Annotated in this window: 16 protein-coding genes, 1 tRNA gene and 1 pseudogene; 10 read left to right on the top strand and 8 right to left on the bottom strand. The window is 55.9% G+C overall.

The window, feature by feature from the left end; genetic code table 11:
• Positions 1–64: 64 nt before the first annotated feature.
• Both DBV39_RS06370 and DBV39_RS06365 read left to right on the top strand, forming a co-directional pair.
• Positions 65–757: a GntR family transcriptional regulator gene (locus tag DBV39_RS06370; RefSeq protein ID WP_407669281.1), complete on the top strand. Its 693-nt coding sequence runs from the start codon at positions 65–67 to the stop codon at positions 755–757.
• Positions 754–1413, top strand: coding sequence for an aspartate/glutamate racemase family protein (locus tag DBV39_RS06365; protein ID WP_108620819.1), 660 nt, complete (start codon positions 754–756; stop codon positions 1411–1413). Before DBV39_RS06370 ends, DBV39_RS06365 begins: the two co-directional genes overlap by 4 nt.
• Here DBV39_RS06365 and DBV39_RS06360 read toward each other — a convergent pair.
• A complete protein-coding gene (locus DBV39_RS06360) occupies positions 1394–2071 on the bottom strand; it encodes a GntR family transcriptional regulator (RefSeq protein ID WP_108620818.1) in 678 nt (225 codons plus the stop codon). The genes DBV39_RS06365 and DBV39_RS06360 overlap by 20 nt on opposite strands.
• A gap of 218 nt (positions 2072–2289) precedes the next feature.
• Here DBV39_RS06360 and DBV39_RS06355 point away from each other — a divergent pair, with 218 nt between their 5' ends.
• The 3 genes from DBV39_RS06355 (at position 2290) to DBV39_RS06345 (ending at position 5027) form a co-directional block, all read left to right on the top strand.
• The gene (locus DBV39_RS06355; protein ID WP_108620817.1) at positions 2290–3531 is read left to right on the top strand and encodes a pyridoxal-phosphate-dependent aminotransferase family protein; all 1242 of its coding nucleotides are present in this window, start codon (positions 2290–2292) and stop codon (positions 3529–3531) included.
• A gap of 295 nt (positions 3532–3826) precedes the next feature.
• Entirely contained in the window at positions 3827–4390 is a 564-nt protein-coding gene (locus DBV39_RS06350) for a sigma-70 family RNA polymerase sigma factor (protein WP_108620816.1), read from the top strand.
• Positions 4391–4457: 67 nt separating this feature from the next.
• A complete protein-coding gene (locus DBV39_RS06345; protein WP_159078833.1) occupies positions 4458–5027 on the top strand; it encodes a DUF1109 domain-containing protein in 570 nt (189 codons plus the stop codon).
• A 274-nt stretch (positions 5028–5301) separates the two neighbouring features.
• Here the strand turns inward: DBV39_RS06345 and DBV39_RS06340 are convergent, their stop codons facing one another.
• Genes DBV39_RS06340 through DBV39_RS06330 form a run of 3 tightly spaced genes read right to left on the bottom strand, consistent with a single transcriptional unit; the run spans position 5302 to position 9443 of the window.
• The gene (locus tag DBV39_RS06340; RefSeq protein ID WP_108620814.1) at positions 5302–6048 is read right to left on the bottom strand and encodes a sulfite exporter TauE/SafE family protein; all 747 of its coding nucleotides are present in this window, start codon (positions 6046–6048) and stop codon (positions 5302–5304) included.
• Positions 6048–8513 carry a serine hydrolase domain-containing protein gene (locus tag DBV39_RS06335; RefSeq protein ID WP_159078832.1) on the bottom strand — a complete coding sequence of 822 codons (2466 nt, stop codon included), beginning with the start codon at positions 8511–8513 and terminating at the stop codon, positions 6048–6050. The genes DBV39_RS06340 and DBV39_RS06335 overlap by 1 nt, the downstream gene beginning before the upstream one ends.
• Positions 8514–8549: 36 nt before the next feature.
• Entirely contained in the window at positions 8550–9443 is an 894-nt protein-coding gene (locus tag DBV39_RS06330) for a LysR family transcriptional regulator (protein WP_108620812.1), read from the bottom strand.
• Between the two features lie 124 nt (positions 9444–9567).
• Here DBV39_RS06330 and DBV39_RS06325 point away from each other — a divergent pair, with 124 nt between their 5' ends.
• Complete coding sequence (locus DBV39_RS06325) at positions 9568–10464, top strand: DODA-type extradiol aromatic ring-opening family dioxygenase (protein WP_227870840.1); 897 nt, start codon at positions 9568–9570, stop codon at positions 10462–10464.
• Positions 10465–11042: 578 nt separating this feature from the next.
• Here the strand turns inward: DBV39_RS06325 and DBV39_RS06315 are convergent.
• From DBV39_RS06315 to DBV39_RS06300, 4 genes and pseudogenes are all read right to left on the bottom strand, one after another.
• On the bottom strand, positions 11043–12905 hold the full coding sequence (locus tag DBV39_RS06315) for an amidohydrolase (protein ID WP_108620810.1): 1863 nt from the start codon (positions 12903–12905) through the stop codon (positions 11043–11045).
• Positions 12906–13089: 184 nt separating this feature from the next.
• Positions 13090–13299 carry a hypothetical protein gene (locus DBV39_RS06310; protein ID WP_108620809.1) on the bottom strand — a complete coding sequence of 70 codons (210 nt, stop codon included), beginning with the start codon at positions 13297–13299 and terminating at the stop codon, positions 13090–13092.
• Positions 13296–13808: pseudogene (locus DBV39_RS19865) on the bottom strand (Zeta toxin family protein). The gene DBV39_RS06310 and the pseudogene DBV39_RS19865 overlap by 4 nt, the downstream one beginning before the upstream one ends.
• Positions 13809–14282: 474 nt before the next feature.
• Positions 14283–14367, bottom strand: a tRNA-Leu gene (locus tag DBV39_RS06300).
• A 156-nt stretch (positions 14368–14523) separates the two neighbouring features.
• Between DBV39_RS06300 and rnr the strand changes: the two genes are divergently transcribed.
• The 4 genes from rnr (at position 14524) to DBV39_RS06280 (ending at position 19959) form a co-directional block, all read left to right on the top strand.
• Entirely contained in the window at positions 14524–16902 is a 2379-nt protein-coding gene (gene rnr / locus DBV39_RS06295; RefSeq protein WP_227870904.1) for a ribonuclease R, read from the top strand.
• 87 nt (positions 16903–16989) lie between these two features.
• Complete coding sequence (gene rlmB, locus DBV39_RS06290; protein WP_108620807.1) at positions 16990–17739, top strand: 23S rRNA (guanosine(2251)-2'-O)-methyltransferase RlmB; 750 nt, start codon at positions 16990–16992, stop codon at positions 17737–17739.
• Between the two features lie 470 nt (positions 17740–18209).
• Entirely contained in the window at positions 18210–19469 is a 1260-nt protein-coding gene (locus tag DBV39_RS06285; protein WP_108620806.1) for a cystathionine gamma-synthase family protein, read from the top strand.
• A 217-nt stretch (positions 19470–19686) separates the two neighbouring features.
• Complete coding sequence (locus tag DBV39_RS06280; RefSeq protein ID WP_108620805.1) at positions 19687–19959, top strand: HU family DNA-binding protein; 273 nt, start codon at positions 19687–19689, stop codon at positions 19957–19959.
• The last annotated feature ends 380 nt before the right edge of the window (positions 19960–20339 follow it).

Below are 20339 nucleotides of genomic sequence, written 5' to 3'. Positions count from 1 at the left end.
GTCATCCCAAGCTGACGTTGTCAAGGGGGGGCGAGCCGGTCTGACCCAGGCATCCAGACGCCTCGTGTCTCAGGACAAGGTGTCGCGTGAACGATTTCACGACGAGATCTACGAGCGTATCTATATAGCGATTCTTGAGCACCGGCTTGCGCCAGGCACCAAACTGGGGGAGGAGCAACTGGCCCGGATATTCGAGGTCAGCCGCGCGCGAGTGCGTGAGGTGCTGAGTCGTCTGTCACACGAGCAGGTCGTTCAGCTTTTCCCGCAGCGTGGCGCTTTTGTTGCCAAACCTTCGCCAGAAGAAGCCATGGACGTGTTCGAGACCAGGCGTCTGCTCGAGCCAGCCGTGGTTGGGCGGCTCATTGACCATCTCACCAAGGATAAGGTCGCCCGGCTGCGACAGCACCTTGAGCTTGAGCTCGACGCGCGTAGACGCGAAGACCGTCGCGCGGTTGTGCGCCTGTCGGGAGAGTTCCATGTCCTGCTTGCAACTCTCTGTGGTAATTCCGCCTACCACCGCATGATGCGCGAGCTCACGACTCTGACGTGTCTGATCATTTTTCTGTACGACGCACCGACTGCCATGAGTTGCAGGGCTGACGAACATGCCGAGATCGTGGACGCGATTGCACGTCGGGACCTTGGCATGGCGTGCCAACTTATGACCGAGCATTTGAACCACATCGAGAGCAGTCTGATTCTGGATAGCCTGGATCAGGAGATTGATCTCGCCGCCGTTCTTGGAGATTCACGTTGAATATTCTGATTCTGAACCCTAACACCTCGAAACACATCACGGAACGAATGGTTTCGGTTGCAAAGCCCTTGTTGCCTGCGAGCTGGTCTGTCACAGGATTGACCGCCGGGAATGGTCCCAAAGTCGTCAACGATCCCTCCAAGGTTGAGCAGGCCACTCAGACCATCCAGGAGATGGCGCGTGCCGGCATGAATGAGTGTGACGGCATCATCATCGGAATTTCCCTGGATTGTGCGCTGGAAGAGATCAGAGCCGTTTCGTCTGTTCCTGTGGTTGGTATGACTGAAGCGGCCTGCCTGATGGCTTGTGCGCAGACACGGCGATTTGGTGTGTTGACGCTTGGTGCCGCAATGGCAACATCCTATGAAAAGCTTGTTGATGATCGAGGCCTTGCGTCCCGTTCGATCGGGGTTGAGGCGCCTGATCTTGGAAAGGCGTTCGAACCCTCAGGCGCGCTTGTAGATGAGTCGATTGCAGAGGTGCTGACGCACAGCGCCCGACAACTGGTCTCGCGGGGCGCGCAGTCTGTTGTGTTGGCTGGCGCCGTCCTGTGCGGGTATGCGCCGGTGCTTTCCAGGCGTCTCAACGTTCCTGTGTTTGATGGGGCAAGCAGCGCGGCCTTGTTGATGCGTTCTCTCAAACTGCTGGTTGTTTGAGTTGTTCGAGCAGCGCGTCACGTTTTTCTCGAATGTGCGCCTCGAACAGGCGGCGCAGCTCGTTCGCATCGCCTTGTTCAAACAGAGCGATCATCTTGCGATGTTCATCGAGTGCCTGAGCCCACCTGGACGGGTTCTGATTGGTCCGGTAGCGCAGGACGTGGATTCGGTCATTGAGTTCGCACCACGTTTGTCGCAAGACTGCGTTGCTGGCATATCGGCTGACCAGGTCATGTACCTCGGAGTTGGCTTCGGAATATACCTGGAGATCGCGTTTCTCAAACGCTGACTCCATCCGGGCTTGCAGATTGTGGAGCGTCTGCAGGCCACTGGCATCGATATGCTGGGCTGCCAGCTGTGCCGACAACCCTTCGAGCGTGGCAATCACGTCGAATGTCTGACTCACGACCTCCGGCTCAGGCGTGGGCACAAACGTACCGCGGCGAGGCTCGATGACCAGCAGTCCCTGTGCAGCGAGTTTGCGAATCGCTTCTCGCAACGGGGTGCGCGAGACGTTCAGCTCTTCGCACAAGACTCGCTCGTTGAGTTTGCTACCTGGCGCTAGGGTGCCGTTGATGAGTCGTGCACGAAGTTGGTGCGCAATCTGCGCGGGCAGTGCATCGGTTACAAGTACCGGGGGCGAAGCGTGATCTCTCATGGGGGCATGTTTCCAGGTGTCAGTCCATGGACGCTGAGCTTAACCATGGATTGCTGATTCATTGTATATTGTATACAAAATACAATATTGGCCTGAGCATGATTTGCTCGTGACTCGCCAGTGGCGAGCGATCGAACTTATATCAGGATGATCGGGCAGCTGACGTGACAGGGAAAGGGCAAGCACCAGAACTGCACTTCTCACGACAAGGAAATGTTTTGAAGAATCTGAATTTTCATCCGGCAGGTCGCCACTTTCTGCACATCCCTGGTCCTAGTCCGGTGCCGGACCGCCTGCTGCGGGCGCTGAGCTATCCGACGATTGATCATCGCGGACCAGAGTTCGCCTTACTGGCGCGTCAGGTTCTTTCTGGCATCGCGCAGGTTTTTCAAACACAGCATCCCGTTGTTATTTATCCGGCATCAGGCACCGGCGCATGGGAGGCGGCGCTGGTCAATGTGACCAATCCTGGCGATGAAGTTCTGATGTACGAAACTGGTCACTTCGCGTCCTTGTGGAGTCAGCTCGCCGCCCGGATCGGACTAAAGCCAGAGATTGTTGCCTTGCCAGGGAACTGCTCGCAGACCGGGTTCCCCAACAGCTGGCGACGTGGCGTTCAGGCCGATCTGATCGAGCGGCGGTTGCGTGAAGACAGCCAGCACAAGATCCGTGCAGTTTGTGTGGTTCATAACGAGACATCGACCGGCGTGACATCAGACATTGCCAGTGTGCGCAGGGCCATTGATGCCGCAGGGCATCCCGCCTTGTTGCTGGTTGACACCATATCCGGGCTAGGTAGTGCAGATTACAGGCACGACGAATGGGGCGTGGATGTCAGTATCAGTGGTTCGCAAAAAGGATTGATGCTGCCGCCCGGTATCAGTTTCAACGCGCTGTCGGAGCGGGCAATCGAACGTAGCAAGCTCAGCACCATGCCGCGATCGTTCTGGGCCTGGGATGAAATTCTGCAGGCCAACCAGGCCGGCTCCTGGCCTTACACGCCAAATACCAACATGTTGTATGCACTGGTCGCTGCGATTGATATGCTGATCAATGAAGGGCTTGATTCGGTGTTTGCACGACACCAGCGACTGGCAACAGCCTGTCGTCAGGCCGTGCATGCATGGGGACTGGAAGTTCAGTGCGCGGAGCCGTCGGCCTACTCACCTGTGCTGACCGGCGTGGTCACACCACCGGATGTTGATGCAGACGGGGTCCGCAAGATCATCTATGAACACTTCAATCTGTCGCTTGGCACCGGCCTGGGCAAGCTCAAAGGTCGCATGTTCAGGATTGGTCATCTTGGTGAGTGCAATGATCTGAGTCTGTTGGCGGCGCTGACGGGGTGTGAAATGGGACTGCGCCTGGCCGGTGTTTCGCTCAGTGGCAGCGGGGTGAGCGCGGCAATGACGTATCTGGCAAGCACCAGTAGCGTTCAGGCGCGCTATCACGCACCGTAATGTTCCGTAATGTTCCTGCGACAGACTGCGTGCGCACCTTCCCGTCTGAAAGTCACCAACATGGCGCCCTGCGCATCTGCCTTGCGTTGTCGATTGCTTACGGATAGTCGGGTCCGTCAACATTGACATTCTCTTCAATGATTGCTTGCACAGAATCAACCGGTGCTCGTCTTTCACGCGCGGACGCAACGCGCGAGTCGTGATGGACGCGTTCGGTGTATGCGCAGGATGGCTAGGGGTAGCGAGGTCTTGGTTTGTAACCTTTTGGTGAGCTGCGTCGAATTTGGATTGATCCATGGCGGAAACCTCTCTGAGTGAGTTCGAGCGGATACTCAGGCCGCTCTGGATGCGATCGCAAAGTGGTGACGAGGTTGCTTATGAGGGCGCACTCAAGCAGATCGCGTCGCGACTGCGCGGCTATCTGAGTAGAAAAATGACGAACAACCTGAGTGATGTCGAAGATCTCGTGCAGGAGATTCTGCTTGCCGTGCATTTGCAGCGAGGAACATACGATGCTTCGTTTCCGGTTTCGGCATGGGTATATGCGATTGCCCGTCACAAACTCATTGATTTCTGGTGTCGTCGCGGCAGACGAGAAAACCCGCATGATGAGTTCGATGAAATGCATCTGACCCTGGACATTGAGCCGCAAGAGACTGGGCAGGCGGGGCTTGATCTGAACAAGCTGCTCGGGCGCTTGCCCGAGGCGCAAGGAACTGCGATCAAACTGACCAAGATCGAAGGGCTGTCGATCAGAGAAGCCGCACGCCAGACGGGTTCCTCGGAAGCGGCCATTAAAGTCCAGGTTCATAGAGGTCTAAAAAGGTTGATGGCGCTAGTCAGAGGGGGGCGGACATGATATGCGTCAGTCCGGGCGAGCAGACAAGCAAAAAGACAAGCAGGCCAACAACGGAGGCCAAATCCTGATGAGAACAGACAGTTTCGCTGAGTTTCTTGCCAGAGGTACCGAATCTGCCCCACGACATGTCGTCGCCCGGCGACTGGGTCCCGGCGTTCTGGTGGGCGTTGCAGTCAGCGTCGCCCTGGCTTTACTGGTGGTGGGTCCGCTGCCAGCGACTGTCTTTGCAAGCCCAGCCCCCTGGATCAAGTTGGCCTATGTTATTTGCCTGTTCGTGCCAGCCCTTGTCTTGATGGCAGGCCTGGCACGACCGTTGTCACGTTCTCTGTGGCCGTTAGTGAGTGTTGCGGTCGTGTTTGCATGCATGATGGCCTGGGGATCTCTCGAACTACTCGGGGCGGCGCAGTCGGATCGCTCGGCGATCCTCTTCGGTCAGACCTGGCTGATCTGTCCGTGGATGGTGCTTGGTCTGTCAGTTCCGGCGCTCGCGAGTTTGCTGTGGGCGGTCAGGGGCCTGGCTGCGACCCGCCTCAGACTGGCTTCTGCAGGAGCAGGGTTTCTGGCGGGCTCGGCTGGCGCACTGGGTTACTCACTTGTTTGTCCCGAATCGTCTGTTATGTTTGTAGCGATCTGGTAATCACTGGGGATCCTGCTTTCAACGATCCTTGGGGCATTGGCGGGGCCAAGGTTTATCAGTTGGTAGGTCGGTCAGCAGTGCTTGTGGGCCTGGTTCGCATCGATCGCTTTGTCCGCCCGTCCGGCTTTTTCACTCCTTCAGGAAACAAGCCCTGGGGATATTTATGTGAACGCCAGAACGCAACAGAATTACCGGGCGCAGTTCGGGGCTCGACTGAACAGTTGATCAATTCGATTGGTGCGATGTGGCTCGCACGTTCTTTCGGCCGGTGGCATCAAAAAAGAGATCTAACAATCATTTCCAGTCCGAGTGTCAGCAAGAACAGCAGAAAAATCAACCGGAACACCTGAGCACTGATACGTGCGCGAATGACCTGGCCCAGCCACATGCCAATCAAGGCCGGGAGTACAGCAACCGTTGAAATGCCAATCCCGCCCGCCACAAATGCTCCATGAAACAGGAGTCCGGCTGCGAGTGCTACAGTTGAGACGGTGAACGAAAGTCCCAATGCTTGCACCAGATCGTTCTTCTCCAGATTCAGTGCCTGATAGTATGGAACGGCTGGAATTGCGAAAACTCCTGTTACCCCGGTAATGGCACCTGTCACAAGACCAATGACGGGAGAAAGCCAACGCTCAGCAGCAGGTGAGATGGAGATCTTAGGGGATTTCAATGCATAGAGTGCGTAGGCTACCAGCGCTGCACCGAGTGCAACCCGAGTGATTGTTGGGTCAGCGCTGACAAGAAGACGCGTACTGATGGTGGTGCCAACCATGATGCCGACCATCGTTGACCAGAATCGTCGCAACACCTTCATCGCTGCGGGACCAGCAATGAGTTGCCAGAAATTGGTGATAAATGAAGGAATTAACAACATGGCTGCCGCAGTTGCTGGCGACATGATAGAGCCCAGCAAGCCCATCGCGACGGTTGGAAGCCCCATGCCGGTGACGCCCTTGACCAGGCCTGCAACCAGAAACACTCCCGTGATCAGTAACCAGTATGTGAACGCGTCACTCATCAGGTTGTTGTCGCCTGTTTATGCTTTTTCTGGGTGTTCGGGCTGCGTGTTCGGGTCAGTGCTGTTTCAGGGGAGCGGGAACGCACAGTGACGGTTTCTCCGGGGTTGCCATAAACGAGAACCAGTCCTGCTTTTGGTAAGGACAAGATTGTGGGCTCTCGCATGGTCGCCAGTCCTCTTGCCTGGGTCAGAGTGCCATCGAAGTGAGCTCTGAACTGGATCGGAAACACAGATTTGAATGTGTCGTCGTACACAAAAGCAGCTATGGCCCCATCGAGTTCGATGTCGATTGCATCAGGTGCGCGAAAAGCAAGCGAGAATCCGTTCGTGCCAATTGTTTGTACTTGCGTTGTGTCCGCGAGCAGGGAAGGGATGTCTCCAAGGGCCCGAAAAAGCATTCTTCCCCAGCGCAAGTGCTCCATACCGTCGTGATGCTCGACCAGCAAGTCGTTCAGGTCCCGACTCATGGTGTAAGGGATCTTGAAAATCATTCTTGCTGCATCGGGTTCATTGGCGACAAGCAACTGGTTTTCAGTGGTTGAAGGTGCAACGTTCACGCCAAGATGGCCTGGTATCTCAGGAATGGTAAAGAGTGTGAGAATCGGGCCACTCCACGCCAGCGCGAGTGACGTGTAGCGTTCGTTGATCACAACCCAGGTCTGATCGATGCGAGTCTGCCAGACGTCAGGGATTGCTGTGCCGGGCTCAACAGCCTGCGCGAACGCCAGATCGAGCCAGGCGTACCCGGCACCGGAAGATGTGCGCAGACTGAGGTACTTGTGGTTACCGGCATGAGCAACGCCAAATCTGGTCTGAGGGGCATCAGGGTCGTAGAAAAGTCCGTCTGCTCCTCTTTGCCAGCGAGCGTGCCTGGCCCATTTCTTTCCTTCCCATTTGTCGACGTTCACTGTCTGTGGGTCGGCGGTCGTGCAAACCCTGAAAACGGCCTGTGAGTTGGCGTAAATGGCCGGCATCGTTTGCGAGGTTGCTGCATACGGACTTGCCGACGTTGATGCAGACGGTGTCCGGATAACTTCTTGCGGTGGGGCGGTCAAGGAGCCCTGTTCAAGCAGCGCCTTGAATAACACTTGTTCTGCAATCACATCCGGCTGGTAACCGGTACTGGTGCCAGTGATCATGAAGGCCAGGCCATGGTCGGGGAGTACGTAAAAGTCAGATCCATACACCGAGGTTCCACCGTTCTTTCGCCACGCTCGCATGCCTTGAGAAGCAAAAGCGCGCTCCCTGACATTGTCCCAGCCCAACCCGAAACCCCATTCAACCGGAACTGGACGCAAGGTCTCGCCCAGGGCCTGCAACTCAGCCATCGACTCGATCGCCTGTCCGGAAAGTATCCCTGCCCCGTCAACCACCCCCTGGTTGAGAAACAGACGCGCAAACTGCGCCATGTCGGTGGGGGTGGTAAAAAGTCCACCTGATGCGTACACATTGATGCATTCGAGAAAGGCGTCACCCGACGGTGAGCGCCCTGGGGCGAAGCTGCCTTGCGGGAACAGTTGCACTGCATATCGGCTGTTTGTCATGCACAGAGGATCCAGCACATTGCGCTGGATGTAATCCACATACGCGACACCGGTCACTGCTTGCACAACTTGTTCGATCAAGGTGAAACCATCGTTGCAGTAAACCGACATCTCCCCAGGTGCATGCTTGAGTCTTGCCATCGACAATGTTTCGACGACCTGTGTGGAGTAAGCGGAATAGGGCAGTGTCGTGAATGCGTTGCTATAGTCGGACCCCGGAAATCCAGACTGGTGGTTAAGCAACATTCTGACCGTGATGTGCCGGTACTCGGGAGAGTGCATGGCAAATATTGGCAGGTACTGCTTGACTGGTGTGTCGAGATCGACCAAGCCACGATCAACGAGTTGCAAAGCAGCAACCGTGGCAAATAGTTTGCTGCATGATCCGATGCAGTAAAGTGTGTCAGTGGTGACCGGCTGCCCGGCTGAAGTGTCAGGATCCTGCGCGTTCGCTTGTTTCCTTTCCTGCTCTTTGCCCAGCGTTCCGATTGCACGAGCCCAGATCAGCCCGTTCCTGGATATCAGCGCCATTGAGACAGATGAAGTGCCCGTCTGCTCCATCGCCTTTTGGGTCAGGGTGATCGCAAGCGCTTGACTGCCAGCGTATGCTCCATCCAATCCAGCCATTTCGGTCGAGCCTGCTTCTAACGCCTGACTGGTCGATGTTCCTGTGCTCGACGCCAGGGCTGCCCATGGCAGTGTTCCAGTCAACCCGGACGCAGTGAGTCCGATGGCTGCCAGTATTCTGCGACGCTCTGGCTGGTGCCGATCCGGACAAGCAATGACGGGGCGCTTTAAAGATGAGGGTCGATCCGGCTCTGTCTTGACTATTGCAGTCGACTTGATGGGACGGGCGAACATGAGCAAGAGACTCCTCGCAATCAAGCCCTGTGTCATGGCTTGTTGGTTCGAGTCTAGCACGCTGCATTCCGGTTGTTGCCAGCCATTTCAGTTCAGTCAGTCTGCAAATACTTCGACCAGATAGTCGATCATGGCGCGTGTCTTTGCCGGCAGGTGACGATCAGACGCAAACAGCACGTGCAGTCCACCGAGGTCCTGGGTTGGGTGGTCCAGTTCGAGTGCGATCAGTGAACCATCGGCGAGCGCCTTGCCAACGATGAAGTCTGGTTGGTAGATGATGCCTTGGCCGTCCATGGCGGCCGCCAACAGGGCATCCCCGTTATTGGCGGTGAGATTACCGTGCACGGGGACCAGAACTTCACCTTTGCGACCGAATCGCCAGGTGTGGTCGCGTTGCGAGGAGGACAGTGTGTAACTCAGGCAATTGTGACTTGAGAGATCGCTAGCCTTCAAAGGAGTACCATGACGTTTGAGATAGACTGGCGATGCACAGATTCGCATCGGGCAGTTACCCAGTCGCCTTGCTTTGAGTGTATTGTCTGTCAGGTGCCCAATTCGGACGACAAGATCCCATCCTTCTTGAAGCAACCCTTGCTGCGCGTCGCTCAGGCCGAGTTCGATCTCGACACGGGGATATCTCTGGCTGAACTCGGCTAGTAGAGGTGCGATGAAGCGCACGCCAAACGATAGCGGTGCATTCATTCGTAGTTTCCCGACTGCTTCCACGCCTTGCGCGGCAACCTCTGCCTGTGCTTCATCGAGTTCCTGCAGGATCCGCTGACAGGCATCGTGATGCATCGCGCCCGCATCGGTCAATGTCAAACGTCGAGTAGTTCTATGTAACAGTTTGACTCCCAGATTGGCTTCAAGTGCGTCGACGTGTTTGGCTGCCATCGCGGGTGACAGGCCCAAAGTGCGTCCTGCGGCCGACAGGCTTGCGCGATTTACCGCTTCTACAAACACGCGCATGCCTGTGAGTTGATCCAGCATCGTATTTATTACTCTGATGATAAAGTGTTTGCAATCATAGCCTGTTCTCTATCTATGGCAATAAGGTTAAAGTGAACTCCTTGAACTGCTCAGATCATCAGAAGTACTGAGCGCAGTGAAATCCATGACCGAGAGGCCCTACATCATGACCAATGCGACAAGTCAGCCTGCGTCGGCACAACAATCGCAGACGCTTGCTCAAGTGCGCCAGCCACAACAAGCACATCGTCAACCTGTTCTGTTTATCCCACACGGAGCGGGTCCCTGTTTCTTTATGGACTGGGAGCCGGCCCATATGTGGGACGGAATGAGTCAATATCTCAGGAACATCGCTGAGCAGTTGCCACAGCGTCCAACCGCTATTGTGATGGTGTCTGCACACTGGATGGCACCGCAGTTCCATGTCACCAGTCATGCGAACCCTGATCTTGTTTTTGATTACTACGGATTTCCGCCACACACTTATGAGTTGACCTATCCAGCTGTCGGGCAGCCCGCGCTGGCTCAGCATCTCGTGCAGTTAATCAATGGTGCAGGGCTGGCAGCCGAGGTGGATGGCGACCGGGGATTCGACCACGGAATGTTCATCCCGCTCAAGCTCATGTTTCCAGATGCGGATATCCCGGTGGTGCAGTTGTCTTTGCGCAATGATCTTGACCCCGCCGCGCATGTGGCTGTGGGACAAGCGATCGCGGACCTGCGCGACGAGGGCGTACTCATCGTAGGCAGTGGTATGAGTTTTCATAATATGCGTGGCTATGGTGATTCGCGTTTCACGCCATTGTCTGAGATCTTTGATGATTGGTTAACCGAGGCTGTCGAGGCGGATGCCGAAACACGCAATGACCATCTGACATCCTGGGCAAAGGCGCCGCATGCCTACGCGTGTCACCCGGCGGGTAAGGAAGAACACCTGATTCCGCTTATGGTTGCAGCTGGTGCGGCCAGGAGTGATGTAGGTCGTAAAGTCTATTCTGAGCAGGTACTCAAAACCCGGCTTTCAGGGTTTCAGTTCGGCTGATAGCCGGGACCGGATCTGTAACGTGAATGGGGGTGGGCTGGTTTAACAGAATAGAGTGGTTATCCAAATACTCCGGTCAGAACCGTATCGTTAACCAGATGCTCATCTTCGACACCCGGTACAGCAAAGCGTGTGCCCGCAGCGAAATCAATCTTGATGGTCAATACCTTGCAGGCGGAATTGAAATCGATTGCTTTGACACGCTCCGTGCCGTAGATGCGAGATACACAGTGCGGATTCGAAAATTGATGCCTGAATGACTGACTACCTTGGAACACTGGTATAGATCTGAGAGATACAAGAGACCACTCGCTGACAGGTTTGACATGGCTGGATGGACGCTACGCTGCATCCAGCCATGTCACCAGCGTGGCTCTGATCGTGTTTGCTAAACGATCATGGCCCTTGACGTCATCGGCCTGACCACACAACTTTTCTGTGCGCAGTGCAGTCATTCCGCAGGCTGTACCGGTCGCCCGACCAGTCGGCTACGGCAGCAGACGCCGATGCAACAGACAAGAGCCGCAACGCAGATACGCCAAGTCACTCACTCCACACGACAAACATTTGCTGAAAACTCATTGGTCCAGGCTTTGCAGCAAGGCGCCCATCAGCAACTCGGGACCATGACCATGGCTGCCGTGGCCAGCCTGCTCTTCACTGTGCTGCCACTGGTTCAGCAGCCTGGCCAGCACATCGCCGATGGCTGCGCTATTGGCAGCCGAACTCACGCAAGCCGAGGCGTTATCGTGCCGATAGATGACCTTACCCTTTTTGACGGTCTGCATCACATTCAGCGTGTCGAGTATTTCCGGGTTGACCGCAGTGGGATCGTCCGACAGGATGACGAAATCAGCCAGTTTGCCAGGTTCGATTGACCCCTTGATGTTTTCCTCGAAGTGCTGGTAGGCCGGCCAGATTGTCATCGCCTTTAAGGCGGTCATGACATCGACACGCTGATCGGGCCCAAGAATGTCACCGGAACGCGAACGCCGTGTAACCGTGGCTGAAAGCACCCGCATGGAATCGGGAAACGCAACTGGCGCGTCGTGATGCGTGGAAAACATCATGCCGCGCTCGCTCACCCAGCCGGTGGGCGAAATGTTGTCGGCATTCACCGGACCCACCGTGCGATCGCGATGCCAGTCACCCCAATAGAACGTGTGCATTGGGAATAGCGACGGGAACACATCCAGTTCGTCGATAGTGGCTATTTGGTCGCGGCGTAGAAACTGCCCATGAATCAAAACCGCACGGCGGTCTTTCACGCCATGCTTCTCGCGCGCAGTCTTGATGGCGGCCAACAGCATGTCTGAAGCGGCTTCGCCATTCGCGTGGGTCAGAATCTGGATGTCATTTGCGAAGGCCCAGTCCACTGAGTCGAATACTTGGTCTGGGGTGGCGGCCGAATAGCCTCGATAATCGGCCCGATACTCTGCGGGCGGCTTGTAATAGGGCCGGTCGCGGTACGCAGTGAACCCTTGGGGCGAACCGTCGATTGTCAGCTTCGCACCGCCAACGCGAAAGCCGTCCGTGTAGTCACTGCTGACATTCTTTTCAATGAAATCACGATCCTGTAGCACGTCGACATAAGTCACCACATCGATGGGGATATCACCCGCCTTTGCTGCCGCGCGCATGAACGGCACGATGCCTGACGTGGCACGACCTTCCTGCCCTGTGGTGTAGCCGTAGCGACTCAGCAGGTTGGTACCGGCCACAAACAGTGCCTGAGCCTGGGCTGCAGTCATCTTCTTGAACTGGCTGGCCAGCGCGCCAAAGAAGGCGGCCTCTTCCAGAACTCCGTTTGGGCTCTTGCCGTCCTGTTCGCGTCGGATGACGCCGCCTTCCGGATTGACTGCGCCTGTCTGAATACCGGCGGCCTGCAAGGCCTTGCTGTTCATGACGCCAAGGTGGCCGGACTGGTGAATGATGAGAATAGGCACGTCTTTGGACACAGCATCCAGGTCTTCACGAGTGGGGTGGCGCTGCTCTTTCAGCTGGGCGTCGTCGTAGCCGAAACCGATGATCATGCCGATGCTCTTTTGCGTGTCGGCATGCTGCTGCGACCAGGCTTGCAGCGTTTCCTGAAGGTCGGCCATGTCGGTCACCTTGCCATCGGGCGGCGACAGCAAGTTGGCCGACATGGCCTGAATGCCGATCATGAAGGCGTGGCCGTGCGCGTCGACGAAGCCCGGCAACATCGCCTGGCCATTCAGGTCCATCATCTGCGTCTGCTCGCCGCGATGCTTCTGCAGCGCTTCGTTGCTGCCCACCGCCAGAATGCGCCCGTCTATCACCGCCACCGCCTGCGCTACGGGCTGGGCGTCGTTCATCGTCAAAACCGGACCACCCGACCAGATCTGGTCGGCCACTTGACCCACAGCAGGTGAAATCATCAACAAGCCTGCGACTAACACTGCGTTCTTTGCTATCTGCATGTTTTATCCTCCGGACCTGCGACGGCGCTCAGTGCCTGGCGAGTGCTCAACAAACTAAAACTGAAATAAAACCTCGGAACGTACTGGGGAAAAATCTGTTGTTCCCCCAAAAACCACAGTCAGGTCAGAAAAGGGAAGGGCGGGGATGGTTTGTGCGTGCCTCAGATGTCGATCAGGTTCCCATTCAGTTGTCCAAGGCTCCTGGTGCATTCCGTTCCCGCTCCTTACGTAGTTCGGCAGCAGTGATGCGAATTCTTTGGCCGTTGCGTACGACAATGATGGCGGTGTTGGTTTGAATGGCAATGTCGCGTGCCGATTGGGCTGCTCGCTGCATTGCTGCCAGCGACCCTCTGAGGTCCGGGTTTTTGGCTTTGATAAGGTCGTCTTGCTTCACGTGCGCTCACTCCATTCCAAGAGCACAGGGGGGACCTCTGCGCTATCGTACACAGCCCAGAAATCAACAGCATGACGGTAACGCTGCTGAAAGCTCTTCCATCCAGATGCGAAACGCCGCCTGATAACCGACTCAGGAATGTCGTGCCCACCTTGACGTACGCGTTCAGACACGGTCAATTGCTGTTTCTGGGTCTGGAAGTTTTAGAAAGTATAGGCCAACACTGTACCCACAGCTCCGCCAGTCTTCGATATGTCTCAAGTATCCCAGTCCTCCTGCCAATGTGGTTTCGAAGGCGAAGTTCTCTCTACGCATTCGCGTATTTCCTCTAGCATCAACCGTCCAGCTTTGATCGCTGTCACCTCAGGCTGAAAGGGTGAGAGCCCAGCGGCAATGAGATCGGCATTGATAAAGCGGGTTAATTTGGCCTCAGCAGGCAGAAACGCGCGAGCAAAGGTGGTTTTGCCCGCCCCGTTTGGGCTCGCGATAATCAGGACTTTTTTGGTCACGTGGCGTGCCTTCGTGACATTGATAAAGTATGGAACCCGATTTTAGATGGTTGCTGGGTAGCCTTGGAAGCTAGGTAGGATACGGCTTTATCTATCCACCTTCGATGCAACCCAGGAGTACTGATTGTGGGCGCACAAAAAGTAACCCGCCGGTTTGAGGATACGCATTCGCGCATAGCCTTGGCGGGTATTGTTGAATATAAGTGTACGCGCGATGCGTTCGTAGTGGTGCCTCGAAGCGGTAACCCCAAAGCAGCCGGACGATCGAGCAGTTTGAACAGAGCCCGGCCCGGGCATTGGCCCAGTGCGGTTGGAGCGGTGTGATCAACTGTGTCTGATGGGTGGCCATCCCCAGTTAACGGGGTAGAGCCAAGAGCCGTTGGTTGGCAACGGTGAAGAGCCCTGAAAGATGGCGTCGCAAAGCAAAAAACCCAGCTAAACAATAAGCTTAGCTGGGTTCTCTGTGTACAGCGGTGGTGCCCAGGAGAGGACTCGAACCTCCACACCTTGCGGCACATGGACCTGAACCATGCGCGTCTACCAATTCCGCCACCTGGGCCTCGTTGTCAGGCATAATGTCGCTGACGAGAAACGCATTATAGACGAGATTTTAATTTTGGCAATTCAGCCCTCAAAAAATGTTTCAGCCGTTCGTGGACGGCGTGGCAAACGAACGACAGATCAGTCAAGCAATCATCCTGAATACGATCCGGATGTGCCGAGTCGGGAGCAGATTCTGGCCGTGCTGCGCAAGGCCGAGACGCCATTGACACCCGTGGAACTGGCTGAGCGGCTATCCCTGACGCGCCCCGAAACGCTGGTGGGTTTTGAGCGTCGTCTTGGCGCCATGGAGCGGGACGGTCAGTTGATGCCCAATCGCAAAGGGGTCTTGCTACTGGCCAACAAACTTGAGTTTGTGGCCGGAAGAGTACTTGGACATCGGGATGGATTTGGATTCCTGCAGCGCGATGATGGTGGTCAGGATATTTTTCTATCTCCCCGGGAGATGCAGAAGGTCCTGCATGGTGATCGGGTGCTGGTCAAGCAGACGGGCGAGTACCGTGGTAAGCCGGATGGCACGATCGTTGAGGTGCTTGAGCGCCGTACCAACCGCCTTGTTGGGCGGTTTTTAAATGAGCGCGGCCTGTCGATTGTGGTGCCAGAAGATCAACGTATCAAGCACGATGTGCTCATCCCGCCGGGGGAAACGGGTGGTGCGCAGCATGGTCAGGTGGTGTCTGTTGATATCATCGAGCAACCGACCCGTCACACTCAGCCACTGGGCCGGGTTGAAGAAATTCTTGGTGAGATTGACGATCCAGGCATGGAAATCGAAATTGCAGTACGCAAGTTCGACGTTCCGGTCGGGTTCAGTGATCGGGCAATGCGGCAGTCGGACTCACTGCCAGAGATGGTGCGCACCTCTGATCTGAAGTCCCGAGTCGATCTGCGGGATGTTCCGCTTCTGACTATTGACGGCGAAGACGCCCGAGACTTTGACGATGCGGTTTACTGCGAACCAGTTGATCTTGGCAGTGCAAGCCGCAAGCGGCCTGGGTGGCGATTGCTGGTCGCAATTGCCGATGTCAGTCACTATGTGCAAGATGCGGATGCACTGGATGACGATGCCAGAGAGCGCGGAACGAGTGTCTACTTCCCGAGGCGCGTCATTCCGATGCTTCCAGAAAAGCTCTCCAACGGGCTTTGCTCACTGAAGCCCAATGTTGAGCGTCTGACACTGGTCTGCGATATGGTCATTGCTGGCAGTGGTGCAAAGGCCGGGCAGGTAGTTGCCTATCAGTTCTATAACGCGGTCATCAACTCACATGCCCGGACCACATACAACCAGGTCTGGGAGGCTTTGCAGCAGCCCACTGGGCCGGTTGCGCGATCAATGGAGCACGTGCTTGAGCCTCTGCAGAACCTGCACACGCTTTACCAGTTGTTCAGCGCCGCGCGCAAAAAGCGTGGTGCGATTGACTTTGAAACGATCGAGACCAAGATTGTCTGCAATGAGCTGGGACGTATTGACAACATCATTGGTCATGTACGCAACGATGCACACAAGCTGATCGAGGAGTGCATGCTGGCTGCCAATACTTGCGCGGCGGACTTCATCCTTCGTAGCAAGCATCCAGGTCTGTTTCGTGTACATGAAGGGCCGACGCCCGAGAAACTGCAGTCCTTGCGAGCGTTTCTCAAGACGCTTGGACTTGGGCTCGGTGGCGGTGACTCTCCTGAAGCCAGCGATTACGCGGCGCTCATCGACAAGGCAAGGGCGCGCCCGGACTTCGATCTGTTGCAGACGATGTGTCTGCGATCCATGCAACAGGCAATCTATTCACCCGACAACGCGGGTCACTTCGGCCTGTCCTACCCGGCGTATACCCATTTCACGTCCCCCATCCGGCGTTACCCGGACCTCACGACACACCGGGTTATCAAGGCATTGCTGGAAAAACGGCGATATGTCCCGGATGCCCCTGATCACGTAGTGGTGCCTGGTATGACACGGCGAGAGGTCGAGCATGATATCTGGGAGAAGCTTGGTATTCTGCTCTCGGCCAGAGAAAGAAGGGCTGATGATGCTTCCCGTGATGTCGAGGCGTGGCTCAAGTGCTGGTTTGTCAAGGAGCGCGTTGGCGAGGTTTTCAGTGGCCGGGTCACCGGGGTGGCCAGTTTTGGGATATTTGTCACGCTTGACACACTGCACGTCGAAGGCATGGTGCATGTGTCCGAGCTCGGAACGGAGTACTTTCAGTATAGCGACGCGATGCATGAGTTGCGTGGCGAACGAACCGGGATGCGCTACCGTCTGACCGATTCGGTTCAGGTCCAGGTTGCAAAAGTTGACCTCGAAGCGCGCCGGATCGAATTCAGACTGGTGGACGGCACATCTTACTCAGCGCTCAAGCGCGCCTCACGCCGGGTCGATCCGCAGGCGCCTCCAAAGCGCAAGAAGCCTGCAGCCCCTAAACCTGCAGAACTCAAGGGGACTGCAGGGCAGAGAAGGGCTCAGGCCAAGCGTGCCGATAAGCAGAAGGCAAAGGTTGCTGCCTCCCCTAAGAAGCCTGGCTCCCGCAAGAAGCGTTGATATCGTGGATTGCCAGTGCGCACAGAAATTGCCGACGGATTTTTGCGATTTGCTCGGCAGTAGACACTATCAGACAGAAATTAAAGAATGAGTCAGAATCAGGTATTAGCAGGGTTTCATGCGGTCACTGCACGCGTGCGTCACGCTCCGCAGTCCATTCGCCAGGTTTATGTTGACGGGCAGCGACGTGACAAGCGCATGCAGAGTCTGATTGACCGAATGGTCAAGGCTGGCGTCAAAGTTCACCCTGTTGACGGTGCCCGGATTGATGAACTGGCTGGTCAGGCCAGGCATCAGGGGGTGGTGGCGCTGGTTGAGCCAATTGATCTGGCGCAAGACCTTGATGACGTGTTTGAAGGGATGGCTGAGCCCCCTTTCTTGCTGGTACTTGATGGCATTACCGATCCCCATAATCTTGGAGCATGCATGCGTACGGCCAACGCGGCTGGGGTGCATGCGGTGATCGCTCCCAAGGATCGGGCAGTAGGGCTTGGAACAGTCGCCCAGCGTATTGCTTGTGGAGCAGCCGAGACTACGCCCTATCTGATGGTAACCAATCTGGCGCGCTGCCTTCGTGATCTGAAAGCACGCGGAGTATGGATCGTCGGTACTGACGAGCGGGCTGAGCAGACTCCGGATCAGGTAGACCTCAGCATGCCTGTGGCCTGGGTCATGGGGGCTGAAGGTGAAGGTATGCGCCACTTGACACGTGAGCTCTGCGACATGCTGGTTCGCATTCCAATGGCAGGTTCGGTCGAGAGCCTGAATGTCAGTGTTGCAACCGGCGTGTGCCTGTTTGAAACCGTTCGCCAGCGTCGCGTAGTCACTTCGCGGTAAATCCTGGGCAGTCTGGCGGGCTGATCCGACATGGACGCGACGTGCTCCTCCTTGCTTGCGCACGGGCTACACGTAACACACTGTCTATGTGGTGAGCAGTCACGGCAGCATGGCGGGTTGATTCGCAGTTCAGACCCGCAAAGTCAGTAACCAGGTCAGTGACACCACTGTGAGCGTTAAAATCGAGTCTGATTCGCAATCAGTCATGAGCCATGAGTGCTCCGGTTGGATTTTTTTCTGGCCAATCATGTCGAGTTTCTTTTGCGCCGATGAGTGCAACCGGAGTCACCGCTGCCTGAGCAAGGAATTGAGTCCAGTCTGGTTTTGATTCGTGGTGAGTCAGACCAGACACCAGGTGCCAATCTCGAGTCTTGCATCTGATTGCCTGTCAAGCCTGTATTTCTGTATCGCCCGCTCTCCCCACCTGTAGGCCGTTGTCGGGTTTTCCATATTTTTTGCACCATCATTTCATGACACAAGATAGCCACTCAGAGGGACTGACCACCCGGATCCTGCATGCCGACCGGCGGCAGGGCGCCGAGCATGGTGCAGTCCACAAGCCGATCCACACATCATCCCAGTATGCGTACAGCGACGCGCGCGAGCTCGCAGCGGTGTTTCAGGGCAAGCCAGGATTTTCGTATGCGCGTCAGGGAACCCCCACCACGGCAGCGCTCGAGAGCAAACTGGCGATCATGGAGCAGGGCCGAGCAAGTATTGTTTTCTCGACCGGCATGGCCGCGCTGGCAGCCATGTTCACGACCTTGCTCAAATCAGGGGATCACCTGATTTCGAGCCAGTATGTTTTTGGCAATACCAATAGTTTGTTTGGCTCGCTGCGCCAACTCGGCATTGAAGTCACGCTGGTGGATGCGACTGATGTCGAAGCGGTCAGCGCTGCAATTCAACCCAACACCCGGATGGTGTTTGTCGAAACGATTGCCAATCCTGGAACCCAGATCGCGGATCTTGCCGGCATTGGTCGACTTGCCAAAGAAAACGGACTCCTTTACGTGATTGATAGTACGCTGACCTCCCCGTGGCTGTTCAAGGCGCGTGATGTTCAGGCAAGTCTGGTGATGCATTCCTTGTCCAAGCACATTGCCGGGCAGGCACAGGCGCTCGGTGGTGCACTGATTGACACGGGGCTCTTTGACTGGTTTTCCTATCCGAACATCCTGGATATCTACAAATCAGGTGACCCAGCCGGATGGGGGTTGACGCAGATCAAGAAGAAGGGCTTGCGCGACATGGGCGCGACGCTCGCGGCCGAACCCGCACACCGTATTGCACTGGGAGCGGAAACACTGGCGTTGCGGCTTGAACGTGCGTGCGACAACGCATTGGCGCTTGCCAGAATGCTGCAAGCGCACACGGCTGTCGATATGGTTTCTTACCCGGGGCTGGCCGGTCACCCGCAGCACGAGCGGGCGAAGGTGCTTTTTGGGGGGAGGTATGGCACTTTGCTGTCATTTGCGCCTATCTCCAAGGTCGATTGTTTTGACTTGCTTAACCGCCTCAAGGTTGCCGTGCTGGCAACCCACCTCGGTGACACCCGAACACTATGCCTGCCTGCGGCCCATACGATCTACTTTGAAATGGGTCATCAGATGCGCGCTCAGATGGGTATTGCGGACAACCTGATTCGTGTCTCGGTAGGCATTGAGGACGAGGCGGATCTACTGCATGACTTCAGTTCAGCGCTGACCTCTTGTGCAGACGGCCTGTGATTGTTACCGGCGGAATTGTGCTTGCCGGGATTGGTTGACGGTACAGTCTGAGGTCATTCTGGATGCGGTTCTTCGGGTGATCGTCACTTGACAGACCATTGTTCACGGCGCTAAATATCAGGTATGCGACGAGTGCCGATCGGCTCGCGCTCGAACCAGGTCGAGTCAGATTCTGGTTATCTGCAAATCCAATCTCAAGATAAGGGGTAAACCTGACATGAACAAAACCGAATTGATCGACCACATTGCTTCTGAGGCAGATATTTCGAAGGCAGCGGCAGGTCGTGCCCTTGAAGCGCTGATTGGCGGTGTCAAGACCACCCTCAAAAAAGGTGGCACGGTAACACTGGTCGGTTTTGGAACATTTGCAGTTTCCGCGCGTGCTGCGCGTACTGGTCGCAATCCCCGCACTGGAGAGGAGATCAAGATCAAAAAGGCAAAAGTGCCAAAGTTTCGTCCGGGCAAGGCGCTCAAGGATGCAGTGAACTGAATGGCCTTGGCTTATTAGCCTCCAGTCAGTTTGACGTTTTAAAAAGGTCCGCTATAATGCGGACCTTCGGTTGAGGAGCCTCTGGTATTGGTTGATATGCCACGGCGCTTCATCAGGATTCTTTGACGGTCATTGACAGATTCGTCTGCCACACACTTGGACAGGTGAGTAGTGCCAGTTTCCTCACGTGAAGGTTTCGGCTGGGTTTTGGTGTCAGTTGGAAGCTTGGATGGTGCGGGAAAACGAGCGCCCTGGTCGGAGTGCAACCGAAAGTAAGTATTGTGGAGCAAGTATTGTGAAGCGTTAGCTGCTTAAACGCGATTTTCCAAGATGGTTTACAATGCTTCACGTGAACTGAAAAAACAGTCACTCATATTCGT

The organism is Orrella marina, assembly GCF_003058465.1.
Classification (GTDB): domain Bacteria; phylum Pseudomonadota; class Gammaproteobacteria; order Burkholderiales; family Burkholderiaceae_B; genus Algicoccus; species Algicoccus marinus.
The sequence above is the reverse complement of the archived record's forward strand: the minus strand, read 5'-3'. Positions and strand labels throughout refer to the sequence as shown.